The organism is Halolactibacillus miurensis (assembly GCF_900116255.1).
Classification (GTDB): domain Bacteria; phylum Bacillota; class Bacilli; order Bacillales; family Amphibacillaceae; genus Halolactibacillus; species Halolactibacillus miurensis.
In genome coordinates this window covers 101,160-123,101 of sequence record NZ_FPAI01000004.1, presented here as the reverse complement: position 1 = coordinate 123,101, position 21,942 = coordinate 101,160, and the positions used below count along the sequence as shown (strand labels likewise).

22 protein-coding genes are annotated in these 21,942 nt (G+C 39.5%); all 22 read right to left on the bottom strand.

Annotated elements, in window-relative coordinates:
- Positions 1 to 41 precede the first annotated feature (41 nt).
- On the bottom strand, positions 42 to 392 hold the full coding sequence (gene rbfA / locus BM390_RS04295) for a 30S ribosome-binding factor RbfA (protein ID WP_062319988.1): 351 nt from the start codon (positions 390 to 392) through the stop codon (positions 42 to 44).
- 35 nt (positions 393 to 427) lie between these two features.
- On the bottom strand, positions 428 to 706 hold the full coding sequence (locus tag BM390_RS04290; RefSeq protein ID WP_089853060.1) for a DUF503 domain-containing protein: 279 nt from the start codon (positions 704 to 706) through the stop codon (positions 428 to 430).
- Entirely contained in the window at positions 706 to 2,646 is a 1,941-nt protein-coding gene (infB, locus tag BM390_RS04285; RefSeq protein ID WP_062319983.1) for a translation initiation factor IF-2, read from the bottom strand. The genes BM390_RS04290 and infB overlap by 1 nt, the downstream gene beginning before the upstream one ends.
- 19 nt (positions 2,647 to 2,665) lie before the next feature.
- Positions 2,666 to 2,983 carry a L7Ae/L30e/S12e/Gadd45 family ribosomal protein gene (locus tag BM390_RS04280; protein WP_062319981.1) on the bottom strand — a complete coding sequence of 106 codons (318 nt, stop codon included), beginning with the start codon at positions 2,981 to 2,983 and terminating at the stop codon, positions 2,666 to 2,668.
- A complete protein-coding gene (rnpM, locus tag BM390_RS04275) occupies positions 2,964 to 3,245 on the bottom strand; it encodes an RNase P modulator RnpM (protein ID WP_062319979.1) in 282 nt (93 codons plus the stop codon). Before rnpM ends, BM390_RS04280 begins: the two co-directional genes overlap by 20 nt.
- A 13-nt stretch (positions 3,246 to 3,258) precedes the next feature.
- Positions 3,259 to 4,386 (bottom strand): transcription termination factor NusA, encoded by a 1,128-nt coding sequence (nusA, locus tag BM390_RS04270; RefSeq protein ID WP_089853058.1) that lies wholly within the window; start codon positions 4,384 to 4,386, stop codon positions 3,259 to 3,261.
- A gap of 13 nt (positions 4,387 to 4,399) precedes the next feature.
- Positions 4,400 to 4,870 (bottom strand): ribosome maturation factor RimP, encoded by a 471-nt coding sequence (rimP, locus tag BM390_RS04265; RefSeq protein WP_062319977.1) that lies wholly within the window; start codon positions 4,868 to 4,870, stop codon positions 4,400 to 4,402.
- A gap of 230 nt (positions 4,871 to 5,100) precedes the next feature.
- On the bottom strand, positions 5,101 to 9,396 hold the full coding sequence (locus tag BM390_RS04260; RefSeq protein ID WP_089853057.1) for a PolC-type DNA polymerase III: 4,296 nt from the start codon (positions 9,394 to 9,396) through the stop codon (positions 5,101 to 5,103).
- 61 nt (positions 9,397 to 9,457) lie between these two features.
- Positions 9,458 to 11,152, bottom strand: coding sequence for a proline--tRNA ligase (locus tag BM390_RS04255; protein ID WP_089853054.1), 1,695 nt, complete (start codon positions 11,150 to 11,152; stop codon positions 9,458 to 9,460).
- Positions 11,153 to 11,180: 28 nt separating this feature from the next.
- Entirely contained in the window at positions 11,181 to 12,437 is a 1,257-nt protein-coding gene (gene rseP / locus BM390_RS04250; protein WP_089853052.1) for an RIP metalloprotease RseP, read from the bottom strand.
- A 46-nt stretch (positions 12,438 to 12,483) separates the two neighbouring features.
- The gene (locus BM390_RS04245; protein WP_089853050.1) at positions 12,484 to 13,269 is read right to left on the bottom strand and encodes a phosphatidate cytidylyltransferase; all 786 of its coding nucleotides are present in this window, start codon (positions 13,267 to 13,269) and stop codon (positions 12,484 to 12,486) included.
- Position 13,270: 1 nt separating this feature from the next.
- On the bottom strand, positions 13,271 to 14,056 hold the full coding sequence (gene uppS, locus BM390_RS04240; RefSeq protein ID WP_089853082.1) for an undecaprenyl pyrophosphate synthase: 786 nt from the start codon (positions 14,054 to 14,056) through the stop codon (positions 13,271 to 13,273).
- Positions 14,057 to 14,330: 274 nt separating this feature from the next.
- Positions 14,331 to 14,888, bottom strand: a complete 558-nt coding sequence (gene frr, locus BM390_RS04235) for a ribosome recycling factor (RefSeq protein ID WP_089853048.1) — start codon at positions 14,886 to 14,888, stop codon at positions 14,331 to 14,333.
- A 3-nt stretch (positions 14,889 to 14,891) separates the two neighbouring features.
- Entirely contained in the window at positions 14,892 to 15,614 is a 723-nt protein-coding gene (pyrH, locus tag BM390_RS04230) for a UMP kinase (RefSeq protein ID WP_062319973.1), read from the bottom strand.
- A 131-nt stretch (positions 15,615 to 15,745) separates the two neighbouring features.
- On the bottom strand, positions 15,746 to 16,630 hold the full coding sequence (gene tsf / locus BM390_RS04225) for a translation elongation factor Ts (protein WP_062319971.1): 885 nt from the start codon (positions 16,628 to 16,630) through the stop codon (positions 15,746 to 15,748).
- Positions 16,631 to 16,718: 88 nt separating this feature from the next.
- Complete coding sequence (gene rpsB, locus BM390_RS04220) at positions 16,719 to 17,462, bottom strand: 30S ribosomal protein S2 (RefSeq protein WP_062319969.1); 744 nt, start codon at positions 17,460 to 17,462, stop codon at positions 16,719 to 16,721.
- 167 nt (positions 17,463 to 17,629) lie between these two features.
- Positions 17,630 to 18,127 (bottom strand): DUF6115 domain-containing protein, encoded by a 498-nt coding sequence (locus BM390_RS04215; protein WP_143103135.1) that lies wholly within the window; start codon positions 18,125 to 18,127, stop codon positions 17,630 to 17,632.
- A gap of 14 nt (positions 18,128 to 18,141) precedes the next feature.
- A complete protein-coding gene (locus BM390_RS04210; protein ID WP_062319965.1) occupies positions 18,142 to 19,524 on the bottom strand; it encodes a flagellar assembly protein A in 1,383 nt (460 codons plus the stop codon).
- Between the two features lie 26 nt (positions 19,525 to 19,550).
- Positions 19,551 to 20,309 carry a FliA/WhiG family RNA polymerase sigma factor gene (locus BM390_RS04205; RefSeq protein WP_062319963.1) on the bottom strand — a complete coding sequence of 253 codons (759 nt, stop codon included), beginning with the start codon at positions 20,307 to 20,309 and terminating at the stop codon, positions 19,551 to 19,553.
- A gap of 19 nt (positions 20,310 to 20,328) precedes the next feature.
- Complete coding sequence (locus BM390_RS04200) at positions 20,329 to 20,829, bottom strand: chemotaxis protein CheD (RefSeq protein ID WP_089853046.1); 501 nt, start codon at positions 20,827 to 20,829, stop codon at positions 20,329 to 20,331.
- Positions 20,826 to 21,461 carry a chemotaxis protein CheC gene (locus tag BM390_RS04195; RefSeq protein ID WP_062319962.1) on the bottom strand — a complete coding sequence of 212 codons (636 nt, stop codon included), beginning with the start codon at positions 21,459 to 21,461 and terminating at the stop codon, positions 20,826 to 20,828. The genes BM390_RS04200 and BM390_RS04195 overlap by 4 nt, the downstream gene beginning before the upstream one ends.
- Positions 21,462 to 21,469: 8 nt before the next feature.
- Positions 21,470 to 21,928: a chemotaxis protein CheW gene (locus BM390_RS04190; protein WP_062319960.1), complete on the bottom strand. Its 459-nt coding sequence runs from the start codon at positions 21,926 to 21,928 to the stop codon at positions 21,470 to 21,472.
- Positions 21,929 to 21,942: the final 14 nt, after the last annotated feature.

Sequence of the window (21,942 nt, the reverse complement as noted above, 5' to 3'; positions counted from 1 at the left end):
CCCTTGTCTATTGTAGCACAAGGGTTCTAGTTTAAGCTATCTTAATCATTTGATTCGTGTAAGTCTCGAATAAGCTTTTCAATTCGATTACCCGTCTCGATCGTATGATCGATTTCGAAGAAGAGTTCAGGTGTTTTTCTCAACCGAATCCGGTGACCAATTTCTGAACGAATAAAGCCTTTGGCTTTTGTTAGTCCAGTCAGTGTCGCCTCTTTCTCATCTTCACTACCTAGAATCGTCAGATACACCGTTGCTTGTTGTAGATCACCCGTTACTTCAACATCAGTAATCGTAACAAAACCAACACGTGGATCTTTAATTTTGCGATTAAGAATATCGCCTAACTCTTTTTTCATTTGCTCTGCTACACGATTTGCACGCAGTTGACTCATATAAAGTCACCTCTAACTTTCAAATATCTTTCTCTTTAGTCATACCACTCACGGTCAATATTTAAACATTCTATGCGCAGGTTTTGATCAAGTAATTGAATGGCTTGATCTATCACCCGCTCACATGGCACGCGAGCATTAGCGACAGTGACAAGACCTAGCATCGTTCGTTGCCAGAGGTATTGATGATCTAATTCACTGACACTGATATTTAGTCCTCTTAGTTGATGCAGAATACGTTTTAACACATGACGCTTTTCTTTTAATGAATGGGCATCATAAATTTTACAATCCACTTCAACATAAAGTAGCATTAGCGCTTAATTTCTTCCATCACGAAGCACTCAAATACGTCGCCTTCTTTAATATCATGGAAGTTCTTCAGCGTAATCCCACACTCATAGTTTGTGGCAACTTCTTTGACATCATCTTTAAAACGTTTCAGTGTATCAATTTCTCCTTCAAAAACAACCACACCATCACGAATGACTCGTACACCTGCATCACGTGTGATTTTGCCTTCTATGACATAACTTCCAGCAATCGTACCGATTTTAGACACTTTGAACGTTTCACGTACTTCCGCTTGACCAATAACTTTTTCTTCGAACTCAGGATCAAGCATCCCTTTCATCGCTTGTTCAATTTCTTCAATCGCTTTATAAATAATACGGTGTAAGCGCACATCAACATTCTCAGTATCGGCTGCTTTTTTCGCATTATTATCTGGGCGCACGTTAAATCCAATCACAATCGCATTTGAAGCTGATGCTAAAATGATATCTGATTCCGTAATGGCACCAGCACCCGTGTGAATAATATTAATCTTCACACCTTCAACATCAATTTTCTTCAGCGATGCCGCAAGAGCTTCAGCTGAACCTTGAACATCGGCTTTAAGGATGATATTTAAGTCTTTAATATCCCCTTGCTTAATCTTTTCAAATAAGTCTTCAAGACTTACTTTTGATTGTTCGCCGCGACGTTCTTCTAATTGTTTTTGTTGACGCAATTCACCAATTTGACGCGCTGTTTTTTCATCTTCAAATACAACAAACCGATCGCCTGCTTGAGGAACATTACTTAAACCTGTAATTTCAACAGGTGTTGAAGGGCCAGCTTTCTTAATCCGTTTACCTAAATCATTCACCATGGCTCTCACGCGACCAAAGGTGTTACCAACGACAATTGGATCACCGACGCGTAACGTCCCGTTTTGAACGAGAAGGGATGCGACAGCACCGCGGCCTTTATCAAGTTCTGCTTCAATAACTGTACCGTTGGCACGACGATTGGCATTGGCTTTTAATTCTTCTACTTCTGCAACAAGTAGAATCATCTCTAGTAATTCTTCAATACCTTCGCCTTGAAGAGCTGACATCGGTACGAAAATCGTATCCCCACCCCAGTCTTCGGAAATGAGTTCATATTCTGTGAGTTCTTGCATCACACGGTCAGGATTAGCCGCTTCTTTATCCATTTTATTCACAGCCACAATAATTGGCACTTCTGCCGCTTTAGCGTGATTAATCGCTTCAACTGTTTGAGGCATAACCCCATCATCAGCTGCTACGACTAGAATAGCAATATCTGTTACTTGAGCCCCGCGTGAACGCATGCTTGTAAAAGCCGCGTGACCTGGTGTATCAAGGAACGTGATTTTTTTACCCGCATCGGTACGGATTTGATACGCCCCAATATGCTGGGTAATACCACCTGCTTCACCAGCTGTCACACGCGTGTTACGGATAGAATCTAGTAAAGTTGTTTTACCATGATCAACGTGTCCCATAATTGTGACAACGGGTGGGCGTTCTTTAAGATCCTTCTCATCATCAATTTCAATATATTGTGTTAAGTCTGTTTTTTCAACTTCTACTTCTTTTTTAACGGCCATACCATATTCACCTGCGATAAGTTCAATGGTATCTTCATCTAAATCTTGGTTCTTATTTGCCATGACACCTGCAAACATTAACTTTTTAATAATGTCATTGGCCGGTTTGCCGAGCAATTCACCAAGTTCAGTGACATTTAAAGTACCCGAATACGTTAACGCATTGTCATCTTCTTCAACAGTTTCAGCTACGTCTCCTGATACAGCATAATGCTGATTGAGTAACTCTACTTCATCATCTGTCATCGTTGACATGTGATTTGTGACGTCACTTCCTAATTCTTTCAATGTATTGACAACATCTTTACTTGATAATTCGTGCATTTTGGCATATTCATAGACTCTTACTTTAGCCATACAGTCACCTCCGAGTTTTCTAATCGAGCAATGATACTATCTTTTTCGCAAAACCTTGATCGGTTATGGCCACAGCCACTCGTCGTGATTTGCCTACTGCTTGAGAGAGCAAAGCTTCTTCAACAAATGTGACACACGGTATACCATAATGATGTGACTTGTCTGTCAAACTCTTTTTAGTATTTGTACCGATATCCGATGCAAGCAACACGAGCTTTGCTTCTTTTGACCGAATCACTTTTAAGATCTGATCTTCACCAAAAACAATCGCGCGTGCACGTGTAGCTAGGCCTAATAAATTTAAGATTTTCTGATCATTACTCAATGGTTTCACCATTTACTACTTTTTTTAATGCATTATATATAGATTGAAGGTCATTCGTTTGTAAATGACGTTCAAGAACATGATTTTTTTCCGCCTTTTCAATAACAGCTAAATCATTTGCGACATAATATCCCCGACCATTTTTCTTTCCAGACGGGTCAACGAAGATGTCGCCCTCTTTTGTTTTAACGATCCGAATCAATTGATCTTTTTCATACATCTCTTGCGAGACGAGACATTTTCTTAGTGGTGTCTTTCTATTCTTCTTTGGCATCTTAAAACACCTCCTAATTAAATAAATCGTCCATGTCTTCAAATAATGGGCTATGTTCTTCGTTTGTTTCGATGACTTTTAAGTCTTCTTCTGCAACAATACCCAGTTCTTTTGCATCTGATTCACTCTTAATATCAATTTTCCAACCGGTTAATTTCGCCGCCAGACGTGCATTTTGTCCACGTTTACCGATAGCTAATGACAATTGATTATCAGGGACAATGACGGTCGTTGCTTTATTATCTTCATCAACGATGACTTTTGTCACTTTAGATGGACTGAGAGCATTAGAAACATATTTAACAGGATCATCTGAGTATTCTACGATATCTATTTTTTCACCTTTTAACTCATCAACCACTGTTTGAACACGTTGTCCACGCTGTCCAACACATGAACCGACAGGATCAATGTCTTCATCAGCAGCATAGACAGAAATCTTCGAGCGATCGCCCGCCTCACGTGCGACTGATTTAATCTCAACGGTCCCATCATAAATTTCTGGTACTTCTGTTTCAAACAAACGTTTTAACAGACCCGGATGTGTGCGTGACACATAGACTTGCGGACCTTTATTTGTATTCTCTACTTTTGTCACATAGACTTTGATGCGGTCATGCACACGATACGATTCGGTTGTCATCCGCTCAGATTCAGCTAATTTCGCCTCCACTTTTCCTAAGTCAATATAGACAAAGCGTGGATCGACCCGCTGAATAATCCCATTCATAATGTCATCTTCACGCTCTTGGTATTCACTGAAAATCACACTACGCTCCGCTTCGCGGACGCGTTGGGTCACGACTTGTTTGGCTGCTTGTGCGGCAATTCGGCCGAAATCACGTGGCGTCACTTCAACTTCGACAACATCTTCAACTTCGTATGATGGGTCAATTTCTTTTGCTTTGTCAATGGAAATCTCTTCTTGAGGGTCCAATACTTCCTCTACGATTTCTTTACGAGAGAACACTTGCATCTTTCCTGTGTTTTCATCTAACGCTACCCGAACATTACTTGCTGATTTAAAATTCTTTTTATATGCAGAAATGAGGGCCGCTTCTAACGCCTCCATTAACAAATCTTTATCAATGCCTTTTTCTTTACTTAAATAATTTAGGGCATCAAATAGCTCTTTACTCACGTTGTTTCCTCCTTTAGTTAAATGATACCGCTAATCGAGCTTTTGCTATTTTCTTATACGGTACGTCTAATGTTTTTTTACGGGTTTTATCCTTGTATTCAATCGTGACGATATCATCTTCAGATAAACCAACAAGGTCTCCCTCAATCGCTTTAAAACCACTGATCGGTTCATAAAACTTTAAGTAGACATGATGGTGCATGAATTTTTGAAAATCTTCACGTTTTTTTAGCGGACGTTCAGCTCCTGGTGATGACACTTCTAAATAATAAGGATCTTTGATTGGATCATCTTCATCAAGAGATTCACTTAAACGTTCAGAGACAAGGCCACATTCTTCAATATCTACGCCGCCTTCTTTGTCAATAAACACGCGCAAATAAAAACTTTTACCTTCTTTAACGTATTCAATATCAACGAGTTCTAAACCTAAATCAGCTAAAATGGGTTCTACTAAGTTTTGGGTTATTTCTGTTACACTCACTTGTTTCGCCTCCTTCAAAATGGTACATCTGTCAATTCATCACGAGTATTTTTACAATGTTAAATCCCTTGCCGTAAGACAAGGGATTGACGTGTACAACATTTAGCTACATGACCATAAAGCAGTGAAAAGTGCCAGGCACTCTTCGTTCACGACCATTAAAATCTAAACCAATCATAGCACAACTTTCTATTGAATTCAAGTTGTGAAGTTGTAAAGAAAGGGAAGGTTTAGAAAAGTGATAGTTGATTTTTTTCTTCCATCCCATTTAAACAACCTTGTTGGTCTAAATATTCTAGCACTGTTTTAGAAATACGGCTTCGTTCTCGTAAATCTTCTTTAGATAAGAATTCACCATCTTCACGTGCTTTCACAATGTTAAGAGCCGCATTCGTCCCTAAACCATCAATCGCATTAAATGGTGGCAGTAACCCGTCTCCGTCAACGATGAAATCTGTTGCACTTGATTTATATAAATCTACTTTTTTGAAGTGGAAACCACGCATATTCATTTCAAGTGCTAACTCCAAAACGACAACTAAACTCTTCTCTTTCGGCTGAGCATCGTTTCCTTTTTGATAGATGTCTTTGATTCGATTACGAATCGCCGTTTCACCTTTGATCATCGTATCAATTTCAAAGTCACTCGCACGAACAGTAAAGTACGCCGCGTAAAACAGAATCGGGTGATGCACTTTGAAGTAGGCAATACGAATCGCCATTAATACATAGGCTGAGGCGTGCGCTTTAGGGAACATATATTTAATCTTACGACAGGAATCAATATACCAATCAGGGACATCATTTTTCTTCATTTCCACGACCCATTCATCCTTAACCCCTTTCCCTTTACGCACCGATTCCATAATGGTAAAGGCTAGTGACGCGTCAAGTCCTTTATGCATCAGATAGACCATAATATCATCACGACAACCAATCACCTCAGGTAATTGGCAAATACCTTTATTGATTAGTTCCTGGGCATTACCGAGCCATACATCTGTCCCGTGAGAGAGTCCTGATATAATGACTAATTCAGCAAACGTACTCGGTTTTGTATCTTCTAACATTTGACGAACGAACTTGGTCCCAAATTCAGGTACCCCTAACGTCCCAGTTTCACACATAATCTGTTCCGGCGTCACACCTAAAACATCTGGTGAACCGAAGATTTTCATCACTTCATCATCATCGGTTGGGATCTCTTGCGGGTCAATGCCTGATAAATCTTGCAGCATCCGGATCATTGTCGGATCATCGTGACCGAGAATATCAAGTTTTAATAAGTTATCGTGAATCGAATGGAAGTCAAAGTGTGTGGTCTTCCACTCTGAGTTCCGGTCATCGGCTGGGTATTGAATTGGTGAAAAATCGTAAATATCCATGTAATCAGGGACAACAATAATTCCACCCGGGTGTTGACCAGTTGTTCGTTTAACACCAGTACATCCTTGAACTAAGCGATCCACTTCGGCATTTTTAATAAATAAGCCATTATCTGAAGCATACCCTTTGACATAACCGTAAGCCGTCTTTTCTGCGACGGTCCCAATTGTACCTGCTCGGTAAACATTGTCTTCACCAAAGAGTACTTTTGTATAGTTGTGAGCGACCGGTTGATACGCACCAGAAAAATTCAAATCAATATCAGGGACCTTGTCCCCTTTAAAACCGAGGAACGTTTCAAAAGGAATATCTTGACCATCTTTTTTATAAGGTGTGCCGCATTCTGTACAATCTTTATCTGGTAAATCAAAACCGCTCCCGTACTCTCCGTTAGTAAAGAAATGATGGTGTCGACACTTCGGACAGACGTAATGTGGCGGTAAAGGGTTTACTTCCGTTATTTCTGTGAAGGTTGCAATGAGTGACGACCCAACGGACCCACGGGAACCAACAAGGTAACCATCATCGAGTGATTTTTTCACGAGTTTATGGGAAATCAAATAGATAACCGCAAACCCGTGTCCAATAATACTCTTTAACTCTTTTTCCATCCGGTTGACGACAAGTTCTGGTAACTCATCACCATATAAGTTATGCGCAAACTGGTAACTCATATCACGAATCTCTTGATCTGCTCCTTCAATTTTAGGTGTATACAAATCATCTTTGACCGGGGTCACATATTCAATGAGATCACTGATTTTATGCGTATTTGTTACAACAATTTCTTTTGCCTTCTGTTCACCTAAAAATTGAAAAGCTTCCATCATCTCATCTGTCGTTCTGAAATAAGCATCTGGTAAGGTTTGACGACTGAGCGGATTGGCATTTTGTGATTTAATCAAGATTTGTCGGTAAATCTTATCGCGTTCTTCGATGTGATGGACATTCCCAGTCGCTACACACGGCTTACCTAACTCATCCGCTAGCTCGGTGATGTTTCTTAAAATATCGTACAGTTGAGCCTCGTTTTGAATAAGTTCCCGGGTAATGAGTGGGTAATAGTTAGCGGGTGGATGCACTTCAATATAATCATAAAATTCTGCCACACGAAGGGCATCTTCCTTTGATTTTTGCATCATCGTTTCAAACACTTCACCCTTATCACATGCTGAACCAATCAAAATCCCTTCACGCAATTGCGTTAGCTTTGAACGCGGGACACGGGGGACATAATGGAAATAGTCAATGTGTGCCATAGAAATAATCTTAAACATGTTTTTAAGTCCTACTTGGTTTTGAGCGAGTAGGACGGCATGGTAAGGTCTTGCGCGTTGATAACTGTTGCCCTCACCCATATGGTCATTAAACTGGTTATGATTATAAATCTCGCGTTCCGCTGATTCTTTAATTAATTTCCATAATAAGTACGCCGTTGCTTCCGTATCATAAATGGCCCGGTGATGCTGAGTCAGTTCAATATTATAATATTTACACAACACATTCAGTCGGTGACTTTTGAGTTGTGGTAAAATAAATCGTCCAAGTTCAAGCGTATCAATCACCGGATTAGTTGCTTCTGGTAACCCCGCTTTAATAAAGCCTTGATTAATAAAACCCATATCAAAACTAGCGTTATGAGCGACTAAAATATCATCACCCATAAAGTCTTTAAATTCTTTTAAAACCTCTTCTACTTCAGGCGCATCTACTAACATATCATCCGTAATACCTGTGAGATTAATGATCGTCTCAGACAGTGGCTGGTGTGGATTACTGAATCGTTCAAATCGTTCAATGATTTCGCCGTCTTTTACTTTGACCGCCGCCAGTTCAATAATCGTATCATAAACCGCTGATAAACCTGTCGTCTCAACGTCAAATACAACATAAGTAGCCTCATCTAAAACAATATCTTTCGCATGGTATGCAATTGGGACACCATCATCGACCAGATTGATTTCAACCCCATATAACATTTTAATACCTAATTGCTGGGCTTTACCGTGTGCTTCAGGAAAGCCTTGCGCCCCGGCATGATCAGTAATGGCTATCGCTTTATGCCCCCACTTCGCTGCCTGTTCCACAAGCTGTGCTGGTGAGAGTACCGCATCCATTTGCGACATCATCGTATGTGCATGTAATTCGATCCGCTTCTCATCCTCTGGATACGTATCTTCTCGTGTCGCCACTGTTATTTCATTTAAATCATTCATCATCATCGTTAACTCATTGCTAAAAGTATCGGTCTGGATGGTTCCTCTGACTTTTACCCACATCCCTTTTTTCACCCGAGCCAACCGTTCTTTATCTCGATCATCACGGGAGAACATTTTAACACTAAAGGAATCGGTATAATCTGTTATTTTGGCAATCAATAAATGACGACCTGATTTTAGTTCTCTAATTTCAGCATCAAACACATAGCCTTCAAAGATAATACGACGATTTTCTTCAGTGATTGATTCCATTGATACGGCTTCTTCTTTGATTGGATAACCAATGACAAGAGCTTCATCCTTATTTGGATCGTCAGCTTTTGCCTTTTGCTGTTTTTGCTGATCTTCCATTGCTTTTTTGACCATCAATTTATCTTCTAATGCTTTTTGTTCTTGGAACTTTTGAATATCTTCTGTCTTCACTTCTGTTTCGCATTCGACTTTCCATGTCGGCAAGCCGTACTTTAGACAGTAGCTTCGGAATGAGTCGTTAAATCGATTTTTAAGAACCACACTTTCTGTTTCATTCCGTGCTTTTAAATATAATTTTTGATTCTTTACGACTGGCAACTGTTGTTCAATCCAATCACGGTAAGCCGGCGAGAGTGCCGCACTTGATTCTAGAAAGTCACGCCAATAATATTGCATCAATTCACCATCAACAGATTGTTCACGTGATTGAATCGTAAAATCAATGGTCGCGACTGACTGAAACGTCTGCTGCAGTTTCATCCGAAATTGCTTAAACATTTGAATGGGTAACACATGTGGTAACTCAAAATGAAACACCCATTGTTTCTTTTTCTTATAGACATCCAGCTTTAAAAGTTGTGCTTCCGTAAAATAAGAGGCGCGATCGGCTTCTTCAATCTGTAGTTGCTCTAATAAAATAGTCATCTTTTCAGTTGGCGATGTTTTCATGACAATCCTCCTCACTGTTTGTAACGGAAAACCCTTGTTCTTCAACAAGGGCTTCGATTACTTATATAGTCTTGATATAGGCCATTAATTGTTCGATCGTCATCTCTTGTTTTTCATCACGTGTTCGTTCTTTAACTTCTACAATACCTTCTGTTGCTTTTTTACCGACCGTTACACGGACAGGTAAGCCAATCAAGTCACTTTCAGCAAACTTCACGCCTGCCCGTTCTTTTCTATCGTCGTATAACACGTCAACACCAGCATCCGTTAATTGTTCATATAAGGTGTCGCCAAGCTGTGCTTGTTCATCATTCTTACTGTTGACGACAACAAGATGAAGATCAAATGGCGCCACTTGTTTCGGCCAAACAATACCTGCATCATCATGATGTTGTTCAACAATAGCTGCAAGTGTACGAGAGACACCAATACCATAACAACCCATGGTCAATGTTTCACTTCGACCTTGGTCATTTAAGACTTCTGCCCCTAATTCTTTCGCATAAAACTGCCCTAACTTAAAGACTTGACCAATTTCGATACCTTCTGCGAAGGCGATCACACCTTTACCGTCAGGTGACTTGTCTCCTACTTGGATAAAGCGAATGTCTTCATACGTAAACGTACCAAAATCGCGTGTCGGGTTGACATTAATATAGTGGTAACCATCTTCATTTGTCCCACATGTTGCGTTGGCAACACTTTTCACAGCTAAGTCACAAATGACTTGAATGTCTTCATGGACACCAACCGGTCCGAGTGAGCCAAAATCAGCGCCTAACTGTTCACGCGCCTCACGTTCAGTAGCCATTTCGACATTTTCCGCTTGTAAGACGTGCTTTAATTTGATGTCATTCACATCATGATCCCCACGTGTGACAACGAGCACATATTTCTCATCTGCCTTAAACAGTAATGATTTTAAGCCTTTTTCACGTGCATGACCTAAGAAGTCTGCGACTTCTTGCATCGTTTTTTGATTCGGTGTTGCTATCTTTTCAAGAGTCAGTGGTGTTTCAGTTGATGGCTCATAGTCATCATATACCTCTGCCATCTCAATATTCGCCGCATAATCTGACTCCGTAGAATAAGCAATCGTATCTTCTCCGACTTTTGAAAGAGCCATAAATTCATGCGTATCTTTACCACCCATGGCACCTGAGTCGGCAATCACTGCTCTAAAGTTTAAACCTAATCGGGTGAAAACACGACTATAGGCTTCATACATCGCACGGTAACTCTCATCTAAACTTTCATCTGTTAAATGGAAAGAATAAGCATCTTTCATAATAAATTCACGGCCTCTTAACAAACCAAATCGCGGACGACGTTCGTCACGGAATTTCGTCTGAATTTGATACAGAGTGAGTGGCAATTGTTTATAGCTTCTGACTTCATCACGCACAATACTTGTGACGACTTCTTCATGTGTTGGCCCTAACACGAACGCACGATCATGTCGATCGTTTAAGCGCATCAGTTCAGGCCCCATCTTATCCCAACGGCCCGACTCTTGCCACAACTCAGCTGCTTGAAGTGCTGGCATAAGCACTTCATTCCCACCAATCGCATCCATTTCTTCTCTGATCACTTTCTCTATTAAGTTTAAAACTTTCTTACCAAGAGGGAGGAATGTATAGACGCCTGAGAAATTCTGACGAATATATCCCGCTCTAAGGAGTAACTGATGACTTATGACATCAGCATCTGCTGGTGTTTCTTTTAATGTTGGTATCAATGTTTGACTTTGTTTCATTTTCTCTTCCACCTTCTTAAACGTAATCTTAAAAGAATAATCGTTGTAAATCATTCCATGTAACAATAATCATGAGTAGCATCAGTAAGGCGAAGCCAATAAAGTGCACCAATCCTTCTTTTTCTTGGGAGATGGGTTTACCACGAACGGCTTCAATACCGATAAATAATAACCGCCCACCATCAAGCGCGGGTAATGGCAATAAGTTAATGATCCCTAAGTTGACACTAAGCGCCGCTGTCCATGTCAAGAAACTATAAAAACCAGATTGGACGACTTGGTCGGTAAAATCATAAATGCCCACGGGACCTGACAAGGCATCGACAGTAAATTGACCGCTGATGAGCATCGCGACATTTGTGATAATCATTTTCGACCAGTAAAAGGTTTCATTCAAACTATAAGGAATCGCTTTTAACCATGACCGTTCTACGCCGCGCATCACACCGATGCGCCCAACCGTTTGATCATCGACTTGATAAGCCTCTGGAACCATTTCAAGTGCGATTGAATCATTATGTCGTTCAATTATCAGTGACAACGATTCATTCGGACGACTAGCCACATAGGTTTGAAATTCCATCCACGTGTTAATAGTTTGATTATCAATATTTGTAATGACGTCCCCTTCTATAAGTCCCGCTTCACTGGCAGGTGTATCAGGTAAAACGTCACCAACTTGCGCTTCTTCTACAGGAATGCCTTGCAATCCCGCTAAGAAGAAAAATAACACCGCCGTTAAGACGAAATTCATGAATGGACCGGCGAATAATTGTAGCGCTCGTTTAGTTTTTGATTTAGATCCAAACTGGCGGTGATACGGTGCGATTTGTGTTTTTGTTTCATTCATCACATAATCCGCCGTTTCACTTACTGTATAACGGGTCGTTTCCTCTTCACCTACGATACTTCCTTCGATGAATAAATCGTGCGTTAAATCCGCTTGTCTTACTTCAATCACTTCGGCGAGCGGATACTTTTCTTTGTGATCGATGATAATATCCGAAACGTCTCTGTCTTTATTAAACAATAAGCCAATATGCTGACCGGGTTTTAATTCAATAATCTCTGGGTCCTCACCCGCGACACGGACATATCCCCCCATTGGAAGAATGCGAATCGTATAGAGCGTCTCATTCTTTTTGATTGAGAATATTTTAGGACCAAAACCAATGGCGAATTCTCTTACTAACATACCTGTTTTTTTAGCAACGATAAAATGGCCGAACTCATGCACAAACACAAGCAGACCAAACATTAATATAAACGCAATGACAGTATTCAATCAAGTTGCTCCCTTCATGTCAATCTATTTACTTACATGGCCTTTTTCATCCGATAAATTGAATGAGATATAAAAAAGGAAAGACAAATAACCAGCTATCGAAACGGTCTAATATACCACCGTGTCCTGGCAATAACTTACCAGAATCTTTTACGTGATAATATCGTTTGAAAGCCGATTCCACTAAATCCCCTACTTGCCCAACGGCACTTGAGAGTAAAGCGACGAGTCCGACGATGATAATCGATTCATGGACAGGGAATATTAAGTGAAAGGCGACACCTAACGTCGTCGCCAACAACATCCCGCCGACGGCACCTTCAATCGTTTTATTGGGACTAATCTCTGGCCACAATTTTCGTTTCCCAAAAATACGACCCGAAAAATATGCCCCTGTATCTGTGGCTAGAATCACGATAATCGCAAAGAAAATATATTCTAATCCAACGCGTTGTGTCTCAATAAAGTAATGAAAGCCTAAACCGATGTAAATAGCTGTTATAACCATAAAACCAGCATCTTCAAAGGTAAACTTGTTCTTAACGAGCACAGTATAACCTAATAACAGTATAACTAAACCAATCAGCACTTCTTGTTGCGCATTTTTTAATGGCATAAGCGAATCAATTTGCGGTAGTAAAAATACCCATAGAAGCCCCATTGAGAAAATTGTTGGCACTAAATATTTATGCATCTCGCGCATATTAAATAACTCGTATAACCCTAGCGATGAAATGAACAGCATCACTATGTAAAAAGGCCATCCCCCAAATATAACAAATGGGAAAAACAGCAAAATGGCGACAATCGCTGTAATAATTCGTGTTTTCATATCAATCCTCTTCTTTCTCGTTTAATCCACCAAACCGACGTTTACGCTGACTATAGGCACCCAATGCTTTCAGAAATTCTTCTTCATCAAAAGCAGGCCAGTGGACCGGACTAAACCAAAACTCACTATAGGCAAGTTGCCAGAGCAGGAAATTACTTAACCTTACTTCGCCACTCGTTCTAATTAATAAATCCGGATCAGGCAATGCTTTTGTGTACAGATGTTCAGTAATAACGTCTTCGGTAATAGACGCTACTGATAACTTACCATTTTGTACTTCTTCAGCAATCTGTTTAACAGCCTCTGTAATTTCGAACCTTCCACCATAGTTTAAAGCAATGTTAAGGATAAGACCTGTATTTGACTTCGTTCGTTCGACCGCTTCATCCATCGATTTTCTTGTATGTGTCGGTAATTGATCAAAGAATCCAATCATTGTTACTTTCACATTTTCTTCAATTAACTCTGGTAAATAGTGATTGAGAAATTGGGTTGGTAATTTCATCAAAAAATCAACCTCTGCCTTCGGACGTTTCCAGTTTTCTGTTGAGAAAGCATAGATGGTTAATACTTTTACTCCTTCACGATTCGCAACCTTTACGATCCGTTTTACATTGTCCATCCCTTCTTGATGTCCTTTGAATCTCGGAAACCCCTTATCTTTTGCCCAACGTCCATTACCATCCATAATAATGGCAACATGATGAGGAATAACCTCTGAAGCATCACTTCTCTTATCTTTAGATACCTTTGTGCTGTCAGATCGATTTAATAAGTGACCTAACATATTTTTTGGTTTATACCATGACATTCATTTATTCACCCTAACCACTCTTTTTGATTAATCAAAAAGAAGACTTTAAAGATTCTTCATACAGTTTATCATGTATTCTATATATATTCACTAGTTTCAATTATTTTCTTATGTATGGGTGTATTTTTTTGCTGGTTGTCTTTTTCAAATTCTTTGACTAAAACATCAAAAAATGTGATTGATTAAAAAGATACCAAGTGAAAAGAGGTGTAGCAGCTGTGCTACACCTCTTTATTCAATCACATCATCAAACTTCCATAATTTCTGCTTCTTTTTCCTTCGTTAAGAGATCAATTTTAGCAATGTATGTGTCTGTGAGTTCTTGTACATCATCTTGGTAGCCACGTAAATCATCTTCCGTTAGGTCGCCACCTTTTTCAGCTTTTTTCAATCCATCATTAGCATCGCGACGGACATTTCGCACTTGAACTTTTGCTTCTTCAGCGAATTTACCAACCACTTTTACTAATTCTTTGCGACGCTCTTCAGTAAGTGCAGGAATGGCAATACGAACAACATTGCCATCACTTGAAGGCGCAAGGCCTAAGTCGGCTTTTTGAATAGCTTTTTCGATGTCACCAATAGAAGATTTATCAAATGGCGTAATCATTAGTAAACGCGCTTCAGGAACAGAAATCGTTGACAGTTGGTTCAGTGGTGTTGGTGCACCGTAATAATCAACATACACGCTGTTCAAAATGGCAGGGTTCGCACGTCCAGCACGAACAGTTGCTAAATTACGTGAGTATGACCCAATCGTTTGTTCCATTTTACCTTTTGCCTCTTTAATAATTTGTTCTGACATGGTTTATTTCCCCCTTATAATGGTACCAATTTCCTCACCAGAAACGGCCCGCTTAATATTACCTTCTTCTGTGACATTAAAGACTAATAGAGGTATATCGTTGTCCATACATAATGATGACGCTGTTGAATCCATCACACCTAAGCCATCATTTAACATCTTCATGTATGTGAGTTCATCATATTTTGTTGCGGTTGAATCGATCATCGGATCTGCGGTATAAACACCATCAACATTATTTTTTGCCATTAGAATGACTTCTGCATCAATTTCTGCTGCACGAAGTGCCGCTGTCGTATCCGTAGAAAAATATGGATTACCTGTACCAGCAGCGAAAATAACGACGCGTTTTTTCTCAAGATGGCGCATTGCCCGACGTCTAATGTATGGTTCAGCTACTTGGCGCATTTCAATGGATGTTTGAACACGCGTTTCAACTCCACAGTTTTCTAAGCTGTCTTGTAAAGCAAGTGAATTCATAACCGTCGCCAACATACCCATATAGTCAGCATTTGCACGGTCCATTCCCATTTCACTACCGACTTTTCCGCGCCAAATGTTTCCACCACCAACAACAACGGCAACTTCTACACCTAAGTCGACGACTTCTTTTACTTGTTCAGCAACCGATCGAACAATTTTTGGTTCCAGACCATACCCTTGTTCACCACTTAATGCTTCTCCACTTAATTTCAATACAATGCGTTTGTAACGTGCTGCGACCATAATTACCTCCATTATGTAGAATTTAATTCTATCTTACATGAACTTTTAATTCTAGACAAATATTTTTAAAGTTTTCCTAAAGAAAAGGGAACACGGTGTGCTCCCTTTTTAATTCAAACATGTTTACCTCATTATTTTTTAACTTGATTCATAACTTCTTCAGCAAAGTTTTCTTGACGTTTTTCCATGCCTTCGCCTACTTCATAACGTGCGAAATCAACAATTGATGCACCTTTATCCGCGACTAATTTCTTCACTTTTTGATCCGGATCTTTAACGAAACTTTGTTCTAATAGACAAATTTCTTCGAAGAATTTGCCTAAGCGACCTTCAACCATTTTCTCAACGATATTTTCTGGTTTACCTTCGTTAAGAGCTTGTTGCTTAAGAACTTCACGCTCTTTTTCAACTGTTTCAGCATCTACTGCATCACGTGATACAAAACGTGGATTGACAGCAGCAATGTGCATTGCAATATCTTTTGCGAAGGCTTCATCTGTAGTGCCTTCTACAACTGTAAGGACACCAATGTTACCACCCATATGGATGTAAGCGCCAAAAGCATCGTTATCAGTTTTTTCAGCAATGATAAAGCGACGAAGAGAAAGTTTCTCACCGATTTTAGCGATATTGTTGTTGATGAATGTTTCAACTGTTTCGCCATCACCGTGTAATGGTTGTTGTAACGCTTCTTCTACGTTCGCTGGTTTTTGGCTAAGTAAGTGCTTAGCTAATTCACTTAATAGTGCTTTAAATTGATCATTTTTAGTTACGAAGTCAGTTTCACAGTTGACTTCGAATAATACCGCTGTATTACCTTCAGTCAATGTATAAGCTGAACCTTCAGCTGCAATACGATCAGCTTTTTTAGCCGCTTTTGAAATACCTTTTTCGCGTAGGTAATCAATGGCTTGATCCATATCACCATCAGTTTCTTGAAGTGCTTTTTTACAGTCCATCATACCTGCGCCTGTTTTTTCACGTAATTCTTTTACCATACTCGCTGTTACTGCCATGTAAAATTCCTCCTTAGAATGTAAGTTGCTTAGACGTCGCTTTAAAAAAGGTGATAAAAGGTTACCCTCTTATCACCTCCGTTAACGTTTACTCTTCTGAAGCTACTTCTTCAGTTACTTCTTCAACTGTTTCTTCAACAGCTTCTTCTTCACCTTGTTTTACTTCTAAAATAGCATCAGCCATTTTACCAGTAAGTAATTTAACCGCACGGATTGCGTCATCATTTGCTGGAATGACATAATCAATCTCATCTGGGTCACAGTTAGTATCAACGATACCAACAATCGGAATATTTAATTTGTGAGCTTCAGCTACCGCAATACGCTCTTTACGAGGGTCAACGATAAATAAAGCATCAGGAATTTTCTTCATTTCTTTAATACCGCCTAAGAATTTAACCAGACGATCTTTTTCTTTAAGAAGTCCTACAACTTCTTTCTTTGGAAGGACATCAAATGTGCCATCTTCTTCCATGCGTTCGATGTCTTTAAGACGAGTGATACGCTTACGGATTGTACCGAAGTTAGTCAATGTACCACCTAACCAACGTTGGTTAATGAAGTATTGACCTGAGCGGATTGCTTCTTCTTTAACTGATTCTTGTGCTTGTTTTTTCGTACCAACGAAAAGAACTGTTCCACCGTTTTCAGCAACTTCTTTAATGAAGTTATAAGCTTCTTCCACTTTCTTCACTGTTTTTTGTAAATCGATAATGTAGATGCCGTTACGCTCTGTGAAGATATATTTCTTCATCTTTGGGTTCCAACGGCGTGTTTGGTGTCCGAAATGTACACCAGCTTCAAGTAGTTGTTTCATTGAAATAACTGCCATGTTTTTTTTCCTCCTAATAGGTTTTTTATTTTCCTCCGCTAACATCCTCAATATAAAAGACTTAAACATGAAAATAATTAAGCACCCTTTTACATTTCAACTAGCGTGTGTATTTAACACCGAGAACTAATATATCACATTTCATACATGAAGGCAAGCCTTCCACTTCAGTTTTTGTGAAATTTTATGATCAATGCCACTTCCGTTTTCCCTCGGTTTAATGCTTTAGCAATTTGCTCAGGCGTCTCACCCTTCTCGTACCGTTCAATAATCTCCGCTTGATACGATTTTTGATAAGCAACGGGCTGGTCTTCTATCGCATCAACGAGTGGCGTATAACTCTGTTCCTTAGACACTGACTTTTCAGCTTGGTCTTTGCTTATTTGTTCATCTTCATCTAAATGATGCGTCACGGAAGTTGATGAAGCGTTCTTTTCTATGTCTTGTTTCTGCATAGTGTTAAATGCATCTAATAACCGGTCATTCTCTTCTTTCATTTCTATGAGATACGACATCAACAGTTGCTCAAGTTCTTTTTTCTCTTCTTGGAATGTATGTTGCTCAGATTGATACGATTGTTGCTTTAGATAGTAATGTCTTAGAACAATAAACGTCACCATATGCAATAAAAAACTTAGTAAAATAAGGAGGTATTCCATTGACATTACCTACCTTTCTCTCAAGATCCTCGGTTTGATATCGGTGTAATCATAATTTCACCGTCTTCTAAGTAAGCGCGCGAATATTTATACGCTTTTTTCGTTGTTTCTTGGTATTTTCCGAAACAAAGGTCAACGTTTGGATAGAGTGTACCTTTCGCTAATAGACTCGCTTCATTTTCTTCTCCGATCGAAACAGTTAATGTCGCTTTCTTAGCTTCAATTTTCATTAATTTATCTTCTGTCAGCTGTAACGTATTTTTCTGTTTTAATAACAAAATCCGTTCTTTTGAACTGAGACCACCTGCTTGTGCTTTTGCCTCTAAACCCTGACCTAATTTTTTTAACTTTTTTACGTCTTCGAGTAACGTGTCACGTGCTAAATCCAATTGCTTTAATATTTCCATTGATTTTTGGTTGACAGCGATAGCCACGGTTGTTTTTGTGTCCATTTTATTGCCAATGTCTTTGGCTTCAATCGATTCTCCTGCAGAACAAACTCCACCAATAATATGGCCCGATTGACAATATATGTGGGACTGTGCCGTACATTCACTATGCAGAATTGAGTTATTCACATTGATATTTTGACCAGCAATCACCGTCGCTTGATTAATATAACCGATGTTAACATCCACACCCGCTTCTATCATGCCTTTTTTCATACCAACAATACCTTCAGTAATATGTACAGATCCCCCCGCTGTCAGTTGGCTCGCTTCAACGAGGCCATAAACGTACACATCACCTGTCGCTTCTACCGAATAACCTTCAGGTACGTTACCCCGAATTGAAACTGAACCTTCAAACTTAATATTCCCTGTTTTCATTGATACGTCTTCGTTTACCTCATAAGTGTTAAAAACACTAATTTTAGTATGGCCAATACTCGGCTTACCGATGATACTACTATAAAAACTCAACGTCTCATCATCAAAATAGACATTTTCACCTGCGGTATATTTGACGTTTTTTCCTTTTCTTCCATGAATGACTTTGCCATTAACTTTAAAACCATCCTGTTCTTTCGTAGGCAACGTGATCGTAGCAATCTTTTCATCTTTTTCAACCGTCGGGATTTTATGTATATCTCTAAAACTTTCACGTTCTTCTATATTCACAGTATCTGAGTCTTTTGTTAGAAAACGAATCGTACCATCCTCACCATCGACTGCTGTTTTACCCTCAGCAAGTAAAACAGGAAACGACAAGCCCGAATCTTTTTCGATAAGGCGGTTCAGTGACGCATTTATCAATCCTGCTTTGACATGTTGGGCTTTTAACCACCGTTTAAATGCTTCTGCTTCAATTTCCCCTTCAGGCCATCCCTCATTTAATGTGAGATAAGCTGCTAGCTTATCTTCTGTGATTGTTATTTCAAAAAAATCATCAAATGCTACCACATGATCGGCTCCTTTTGTTGACTGTTTTATATTTTTTGTAAAACATGTCGCAATTTAAAAACAGCTTGTTTGTGAATTTGTGATATTCGTGATGTGGTTAAATTAAGAACATGTCCAATTTCAGTGAAGGTTAGTTCATCGTAATAAAATAAACTGACAACGAGTTGTTCATTTTTATTCAGAGCTTTTATCGCCTCGGCAAGCTCTTCATGATATTCTTCTTTTATCATGGCTTCTTCAGGAGTAAGTTGCTGATTATCAATAATCGAATGACCGATACCTTCTTTAAAATCATCACTATTCTCACCGCTTTTTTCTTCAATAGATAAGAGGTTACTAAACAGTTGATCTTTAATCGTCTCTTCAACCTCTTGTCGGCTAATACCTACATGCTCACCAATTTCATCGGCTGTTGGCTCACGCTGTAAGCTTTGAGTCAATGACTGAATCGCTTGTTCAATTTTCTTTGTTTTCTCTCGCGCAGACCGAGGCAACCAATCTTCTTTTCTTAATCCATCAATAATGGCCCCTCTAATGCGGAAAGAGGCATATGTATCAAATTTCAAATCTCGTTCCGGCTCAAATTTATTGAGTGCATCAAATAAACCAAAAAAGCCCAAACTTCGAATATCATCGCGTTGGACACTTTTCGGTAAATGCACACCTATCCGTTGCGCGTGAAAATCTACTAAGTATTGATAATGTTCGACAAGACGATTAGCTATGTCAGGACTACGTGAATCACTCCACGCTAACCATAACTGATTTAATTTGTCTAAAGTCACAGGTAATCGCCTCCATTTCTTATAAATCTTGCGTCCCTTGATTGACTGTTCGAACATTCAGTAACAAGGTTTCAGTAGAAAATTCAATCGTGCGCCCACTCTTGCCACGGACATCTTCCGCCACAATAGGGATACGTTCTGTTTCTAAAAACTGCTTCACGGCCACAACGTTACGTTCGCCTACTCTCAGCATATCATTCGTTGAGCTAAATGAAAACATTTGAGCGCCACCGGCAATTTTAGCCTTTAGTTGATAGCGCTTTGCTCCTTTGTCTAATAAAGTCTGTAACAATACAGGTAACGACGTATCGGCATATTTATAGACATTGATATTATCTTTTTTAGCTGAGGTTGAATCAGGTAACATGACGTGTGCCATCCCAGCAATTTTAAGTCGGGTATCATAAATAACAACACCTACGCATGAACCTAAGCCTGACGTTCGCAAATGCATCGGTGCTTCAGCAAACTTTAAATCAGCAATACCGACTTTAACTATATGGTCTACTAATGTTTTCATTCATCATTAACTCCAAGCTTGTCAAATAAGTGATCAAATGAGTCGGGATCAGGTAACAAGAAAAAGTGTCCTTTAATCGGATCGCCTTCATCTTCATGGTCATCAATTAACGTGTCAATCACCATTGCATAATCACTTACTTGGGAAATTTCGAGCAACCCTTCTGCGAGGATTGCACCTGCCATGTCGATCGTGAGTAACGGAATAGAAGGTTGAAGACTTCCACCGATGAAATCTGACAAGGCAGATAAATAGGAACCGGCTAAAATATTACCGATTTCTTGCAGTGCTGATAAAGCCATAGGATTATCTGGGTTATTAACAACCGAAAAATCATCGATACCGGTTAATTGTTTAACAAAACTTTCTGCTTCCTCCGGAGAGAGAATAAAAAACATCTGTCCTGGCGCTTCACCCTCAATGCGGAGAAAAACGGCTGTAATAACTTCTTCTGGTCCCCCAACTAGATTCATCATCTCTTCAAAATCAACGACACGTACCGATGGTACGTGCATATCGATTTTTTTATTTAACATTTTTGATAAGGCTGTTGCCGCATTACCAGATCCAATATTACCAATCTCTTTCATAACATCTAATTGAAGTGGGGTTAATGTTTCGATAGAAGCCAATTCATCACCTACTTCTCTTCATAAAATTCTTTTAGCACATCTGTAGATAAAATCTCATCAATGTTCAGTAAAATGAGTAAGCGTTCATCATACTTTGCCACGCCATTAATATAATCAATTTTTACTGTACCGATTGTTTCAGGTGCTGGTTCAATTGATTCATTCGGAATATCTATGACATCGTAGCATGCATCAACAATAAGGCCTACATCCTTTTCATCATGTTGAATAATGATAACCCGTGTAGCCTCTGTTTCTTTTTGAGCTTCAAAATTAAAGCGCTCGCGCAGATCAATGACAGGCGTCACAACGCCGCGTAAGTTAAGGACGCCTTTAACGAACGGTGGAACGCCCGGAATACGTGTAATGGGCATAACACGCTCAATCGCGCCTACTAAGTCTACGGGTAATGCATACTCTTCATCGTTTAATTCAAAGACAATCGATTTTAAAAATTCTAAAGCCATTGTTATACCTCCTC